This is a genomic window from Streptomyces sp. UH6 (genome assembly GCF_013421635.1).
In the GTDB taxonomy this organism is placed as follows: domain Bacteria; phylum Actinomycetota; class Actinomycetes; order Streptomycetales; family Streptomycetaceae; genus Streptomyces; species Streptomyces abyssomicinicus.
The window spans coordinates 1-5,960 of record NZ_JACADT010000304.1 but is presented as its reverse complement, the minus strand read 5'-3'; the positions used below and the strand labels follow the sequence as shown (position 1 = coordinate 5,960).

Genomic DNA, 5,960 nt, shown 5'->3' with positions numbered 1-5,960 from the left:
CCCCTGGGCCAGAGCACCGCCTGGGCGACGACGACGCGCTCGCCGTCGAAGGTGACGGCGGGGCCTTCGTGCAACTCGTAGCCGAGGGCGAGCGCTTCGCTCACCCTTCGGCAGAACGCGGCGTCGTCCGGTCCGGTCAGGACGCGGTAGACGGGCAGTCCGTCCGGTGGTGTGCTCATGGGGCCCAGGATCTCAGACCCGCCGGCCGTGCCCGCCGCCACTCCACTTCGCCGCTCCGCCCCCCCGGCATCGCGCGAGCACCCCGGGGGCTTCCCGGAGTCCCGGGAGATCCCGTCGACGCGGGGTCGACCGACGTGTCGTAGCAGAGGTGACGAGCCGGACGTTTCTACGGCAAAGGTTGACGGACAAAGTCAACGTCCGGCGGATGAATGCCGCCCCTCGCCGCTCCTAGAGTCGCGGCTCAACGGATCCCCACCGGGGATCCTCTACTCCACTCGGAGGGGCACATGTTCTTGCGCACCCGTGCGGGACGCAACACCGCGTCCGTCCTGACCACCCTTCTGCTGCTCGGCGGGATGGGGGCCGCCACGGCGGGTACCTCGCACGCCGGCTCCCAGGCCGTGTACTGCAACGTCTACGGCGGCGTCAACGGCGGCGGCCAGGGGGTCATGAAGGGGACCTACAACCTGAAGAACGGTCCCTCCGCCTCCTGTCCCAACCAGCGCAGCGTGAGTACCAACACCACGTTCTACTTCTGGTGCGGCGGCTACAACGACGCCGGGAACCTGTGGCTGTACGGACGTGTGGCGGGGGGAACCAGCGCCTCGGACTACGGCTGGATGTCCGCCGACAACTTCAAGTCCTGGCCCACCGGCTGGTCGTACTGCTGACCGGACGTGAGGTCGGCGACCGTGCGTTCCTCGGGGGGCGGACCCCTGGGGAACGCGCGGTCGCCACGCCCTGCCTAGGGTCTGTTGCGAAAGTGGATCTTGTTCGTTGATGATCACGTTCTGTGGGGCGTGGTGATCTGACGAACGGCCAGTGGGCCCGGCTGGAGCCTCTGCTGCCGACGGGCGTCAAGCCGGGCCGTCCGCGAGTGTGGACGCGGCGGCAGCTGATAGACGGCATACGGTGGCGGACCCGGACCGGTGCTCCCTGGCGCGATGTGCCCGAGCGGTACGGCCCGTGGGACCGTGTCTATGACCTGTTCCGGCGCTGGCAGCGCGATGGCACCTGGGCCCGGATCGTCACTCACCTCCAGGCCCAGGCGGACGCAAAGGGTCTGATCACTTGGGAGGTGAACGTCGACTCCACCGTCTGCCGGGCCCACCAGCACGCCGCCGGGGCAGCAAAAAGGGGGACCTGCAAAAGGAGCCGGCCGGCGGCATCTTCGTCGAGCCAGCCGACCACGGCCTCGGACGCTCCCGAGGTGGGCTGACGACCAAGATTCACCTCGCCGTCGAGCAGGACCAGAAGCCGCTGTCCGTCGTGATCACGGCTGGGCAGCGGGGCGACTCCCCGCAGTTCGAGCCGGTCCTGGAAGCCATCCGGGTTCCCCGGCTGGAGCTCGGAAGGCCGCGCAAGCGGCCGGTCCGGGTCCGGGCCGACAAGGCGTACGACTCCCGTAGCAACCGGGCCTATTTGCGCAGGCGGGGCATCAAGGCGACCATCCCGGTCCCCGCAGACCGGGTCCGCAACCGGCAGAAGCTAGGGTCCCGGGGCGGTCGGCCGCCGAAGTTCGACAAGACCGACTACCGCGAACGCCATGCCGTCGAATGCGGGATCAACCGCCTCAAGCGCCACCGCGCCGTGGCCACGAGATACGACAAGCTCGCCGTCCGCTACGAGGCGACCGTACTGGTCGCACTCCTCAACGAGTGGCTGTGACCAGCATTTTCCCAGCAAACGCTAGACGGTCTGCCAGGGGTTGACCTCGTAGCAGTCCATGAGCAGGCCCGTAACGGTCGGGTAGATGGCCAGCGCCGTCCCATCGATGCCCGCGACCGGAACGGCCGGCGAGATCGAGTTCGCCAGGAAGGCAGAGAAGACCGGGGAACTGGATGCACGGGCCGCGATGTCGTTGAGCCGGACCTCGCGCCGCTCGAATGGGATGCCCCTGGCCTCCAGGCCCCGCTGCAGCAACTGCATCGTGATGCCCGGCAGCGCGGCGGCCTCGGGCCAGGTGACCCGCTCCCCGTCATAGAAGCCGATGTTCCAGACCGACGCCTCGCTGATCCGCCCGTGCCGGTCGGTGAACAGCGCGTCGTCGTACCCGGCGAGCACCGCCTGCCGCCAGTGGTGAATGAGCCCGAACGTCCCGACGTGCTTGACGTGCGGCAGGTCCCGCTCGTACTCCACCGCTCGCAGCCGCACTGGTTCGGTCCGTGCCTCGGCCGGGGCGCTCGTCGCCACCGCTACCTCCGGTTCCACGGCCTCGCCGTGCAGCACGGCGTCCAGCCTTCGGGTGAAGACGGTCACCCGGACCGACACTGCGTCCGGGCCTCCGCCTAGGGCATGCCGCACACAGGCCCGCACCCGCTCGGCGTCCAGGCCTCTGCCGAACATCTCGCGCGCGCTCTCATCCAGTCGCCTCAGGTGCAGATCCAGGCCCCGTACTGCGCCTCCACGTACCTGCATCGAGGTGAAATGCGCGTAGTTGACCTGCGCAAGCAGTTTCAGATCCTCGCTGTCCGCCTGGACGCCGTTGACTTCCACTCGGTCGATGACGACCCCTCCCCAGCCCAGGCCCGGCCCGGCCCCGCGGCCACGCCTCGACCACCTTAGTGGTCGGCCGCGCAAATCCTTCGGGGGTTGACTCCGGGGCCGGTGTTGTGCGCGAGACGTGGAGGGGGTGCTCAGAAGATCACGGTGATCTTTCCTGCCAGGCTGCCTTGGAGGAAGCGTTCGTGTGCGGCTTGGATCTCTTGGAGGCCGAAGGTGGAGTGCACACGCAGCCGCAAGGAGCCGCGGTCGACGAGCTTGGTGAGTTCGTTCAGTCCCGCGCCGTCCTCACGCACCTGGTTGACGGTGGTACGCACACCGCGGGAAGACAGGTCGGGTACTGGACCTGCTTGGGTGGCGATCGACGCATACCGGCCGCCATCTGCCACTGCCTCGGTCACGAACGTCCCGAAGGTATCGAAGACAGCGTCATAGCTGCGGTCTTGAAGAGCGCGGCGGTCGGTGGTGACAAGGTCGGCACCGTGCTCGCGGGCGAAGGCGACCTGGGCATATCGGGAGACCAGAGCGTCGACCTTGACGCCGCGCGCACGGGCGATCTGCAGCGCCAACCCGCCAACCGCACCTGCGGCACCGGCGATCAGCAGCCGCTCACCGGCCTTCACCGCAAGCCAGTCCAGGGTCTGCCAAGCCGTCAGTCCGGGAAGCGGCAAGGTGGCCGCCTCGGCCAGGCTGACCGCCTGCGGCGCAGGGGCGACGGCCCGTGCTGGAAGCGCGACCAGATCGGCCCAGGTCCCCCGGCCGGAGCCGAGCTGGTGCGACATGGCGATGACGCGTTCCCCGGCGCGCAGCCCACTGCTGCCGCCGTCGACCACGATGCCGGCCAGGTCCCAGCCAAGCGTCATCGGCAGTGGCGGCGTTCCTTCGCCAATGGCCCCTTCTCGCGTCTTGTCGTCGACGGGATTGATGCTGGTCGCGACAGTCCGGACCAGCACATCCCCAGTGCCCGGTTCAGGCTCGGGAGCATCGACGACGTCGAGGACGTCGGGGGTGCCGAAGCGATCGATCTGTATGGCGCGCACGAAAGGTCCTTTACACGACTGGTGCTGACCGGAGGGTCAACACCTGAGGTGATCACGGGATTCCCGGTTGCAGCGACGGCTCGCAGCTGGACCAGTAGATGGCCCCACCCGCGACATCTGGGCTCCATCCTGGCGGCGGGCGGGGCAGACTGCGACTTGCCATGATCCACTTCGGCCGAACGGTTCGCCCACCATGCCCGTCCGCAGCGCCTGTCCGATAGCCCCGAGTGCAGCCGAACGCGTGCGGCTGAAGAAGATGGCCTACGGCCACAAGACCGAGCACCGGCTGCGGGTGCGTGCACACGTCGTCCTGCACGCCGCGCGCGGCCGCTCCAACGCGCGCATCGCCCGGGAGACGGGCCTGCACCTGGACACCGTGCGCCGCTGGCGTGGCCGGTTCGCCGCACAGGGCCTGCCTGGGCTGAAAGACCGTCAACGCTGCGGCCATCCCGCCTCGTTCACACCGCTGCAGGCCACCGAGGTCAAGGCGCTGGCCTGCCGACTGCCCGCCGAGAGCGGGGTGCCACTGGCTCGCTGGTCGTGCCCGGAACTGGCCCGCGAGGCCGTCCGGCGGGGCATCGCTGCGTTCGTGTCGTCCTCCACCGTGCGCCGCTGGCTGACCGAGGATGCGATCAAGCCCTGGCAGCACCGCTCCTGGATCTTCATCACCGACCCCGGCTTCCGGCTGAAGGCCGCCCGGGTACTGGACCTGTACGCCCGCACCTGGCAGGGCGAACAGCTGGGCGATGACGAGTACGTGATCAGTGCAGACGAGAAGACCTCCATCCAGGCCCGCTGCCGCTGCCATCCCACCCTCGCCCCCGGCAAGGCCCGCGCGATACGCGTCAGCCACACCTACGGACGCGGCGGCGCCCTGGCCTACCTGGCCGCCTACGACGTCCACCGGGCGAAGGTGTTCGGCCGCACCGAAGAACGCGCCGGCATCATCCCGTTCATGAACCTGGTCACCCAGGTCATGAGCACCGAGCCCTACGCCAGCGCCAAGCGCGTCTTCTGGATCGTGGACAACGGTTCCTCCCACCGCGGGCAGAAGGCCACCGCCCGGCTGACCGCGGCGTTCCCGAACACAGTCATGGTCCACACACCCGTTCATGCCTCCTGGCCGAACCAGGTGGAGATCTACTTCTCCGTCGTCCAGCGCAAGGTGGTCTCACCCAACGACTTCGCCGACCTCACCGAGGTCAGGGACCGGCTCCGAGAATTCGAAGACCGCTACAACGCCACGGCACAGCCATTCCAGTGGAAGTTCACCACCTCCGACCTTGACGATCTGCTGGCCAGGCTCGACCGGCACACCGCCGATCACTACGAAGAAGCTTCTGTTGCGTCGACAGCGTGATCAACCCCCGAAGGATGTACGGAGCCGACCACTTAGGCGCGCACCAAGACGTGCAAAAGCTGGCTAGATCGACTTTCGCAACAGGCCCTAGGCGGTGTCGGGTGCGATCCTGCCCATGCACAGGCGGACGTTCAGTTCGGGTGAGCCTTCCACGGTGAAGTAGTGGTCCCTCTTGTTGTGGGGGACTCGCTCGCAGTCGGCCGGGGAACTTTCGCCCTCGATGCGGCCGGCGACCACGAAACCCGACGGACGGCACTGCTCCACGGTCACCTTCCCGTCGGGGCCGCCGCCGACGCAGTCGCCCCGGTCCGCGTTGTACGCGGCGCCGTCGCGATGGCGGTACACCAGACAGACCGTCATGTCCGGACCGCGGACGGCGTAGCGCCACTCGACGTGGTCGACGTAGTCGCACACGCTGCGGTCGGTGGTGTTCTCGAAGGCACGCAGAACCTCGAACACGTCACCCGCACCGCACTCGGCCGGCTTGAAGTCCATGTCCCGCATGGTCCCGGCGTTGCGGAAGCAGTCGCCCCGGGACACGTCGACGAAGGCGTGGCCGGCCTCGGCCGCGTCGTCGGACGGGCTCGCCCGGTGCGTGGCCCCGGAGCGGCCGGAGCGGCCGGTGCCGCCGGTGCCGTCCGGGTCGGACAGCGCGGTCACGATCCCCCAGGCGCCGAACACCGCGACCGCCACGAGCGCGAGGACGGCGAGCGGCGCACGCCAGGAGCGCGGGGGATGCGCGGTCGGTTCCGGTTCCGGTTCCGGACGGTCGGTTGCCTGCGTCGGCTCGGTCGCCTGTGTCGCGTGTGTGGTGAAGATTTTTGTGGGGTCGAGGTCGTGTGGTCCGGGGAGGACGGTGGTGGGTTCGGGTTGGGTGT

The 5,960-nt window shown here is 68.8% G+C and carries 7 protein-coding genes; 3 read left to right on the top strand and 4 right to left on the bottom strand.

Annotated features, from left to right (window positions below; translation table 11 throughout):
* On the bottom strand, positions 1 to 179 hold a 179-nt coding region (locus tag HW445_RS16080; RefSeq protein ID WP_180221701.1), incomplete at its 3' end, for a DUF1737 domain-containing protein.
* A 288-nt stretch (positions 180 to 467) separates the two neighbouring features.
* On the opposite strand from HW445_RS16080, the gene HW445_RS16075 reads away from it, so the two are divergent.
* On the top strand, positions 468 to 851 hold the full coding sequence (locus tag HW445_RS16075) for a hypothetical protein (protein WP_180221700.1): 384 nt from the start codon (positions 468 to 470) through the stop codon (positions 849 to 851).
* 122 nt (positions 852 to 973) lie between these two features.
* Positions 974 to 1,848, top strand: a protein-coding gene (locus HW445_RS16070; RefSeq protein ID WP_374939659.1) for an IS5 family transposase whose coding sequence is annotated in 2 segments (ribosomal slippage) — positions 974 to 1,354 and positions 1,357 to 1,848 — 873 coding nt in all. Because the reading frame shifts where the segments join, the coding sequence is not laid out codon by codon here.
* Positions 1,849 to 1,869: 21 nt separating this feature from the next.
* Here the strand turns inward: HW445_RS16070 and HW445_RS16065 are convergent.
* Together HW445_RS16065 and HW445_RS16060 are read right to left on the bottom strand one after the other, a co-directional pair.
* Complete coding sequence (locus HW445_RS16065; protein ID WP_218957040.1) at positions 1,870 to 2,676, bottom strand: aminotransferase class IV family protein; 807 nt, start codon at positions 2,674 to 2,676, stop codon at positions 1,870 to 1,872.
* Between the two features lie 140 nt (positions 2,677 to 2,816).
* Positions 2,817 to 3,722 (bottom strand): NADP-dependent oxidoreductase, encoded by a 906-nt coding sequence (locus tag HW445_RS16060; RefSeq protein WP_180221698.1) that lies wholly within the window; start codon positions 3,720 to 3,722, stop codon positions 2,817 to 2,819.
* Positions 3,723 to 3,963: 241 nt separating this feature from the next.
* Here HW445_RS16060 and HW445_RS16055 point away from each other — a divergent pair, with 241 nt between their 5' ends.
* Positions 3,964 to 5,082, top strand: a complete 1,119-nt coding sequence (locus tag HW445_RS16055) for an IS630 family transposase (protein ID WP_308799253.1) — start codon at positions 3,964 to 3,966, stop codon at positions 5,080 to 5,082.
* Between the two features lie 87 nt (positions 5,083 to 5,169).
* Here the strand turns inward: HW445_RS16055 and HW445_RS16050 are convergent.
* Positions 5,170 to 5,960, bottom strand: a 791-nt coding sequence (locus HW445_RS16050) for a hypothetical protein (RefSeq protein ID WP_374939658.1), incomplete at its 5' end; no start/stop codon positions are given.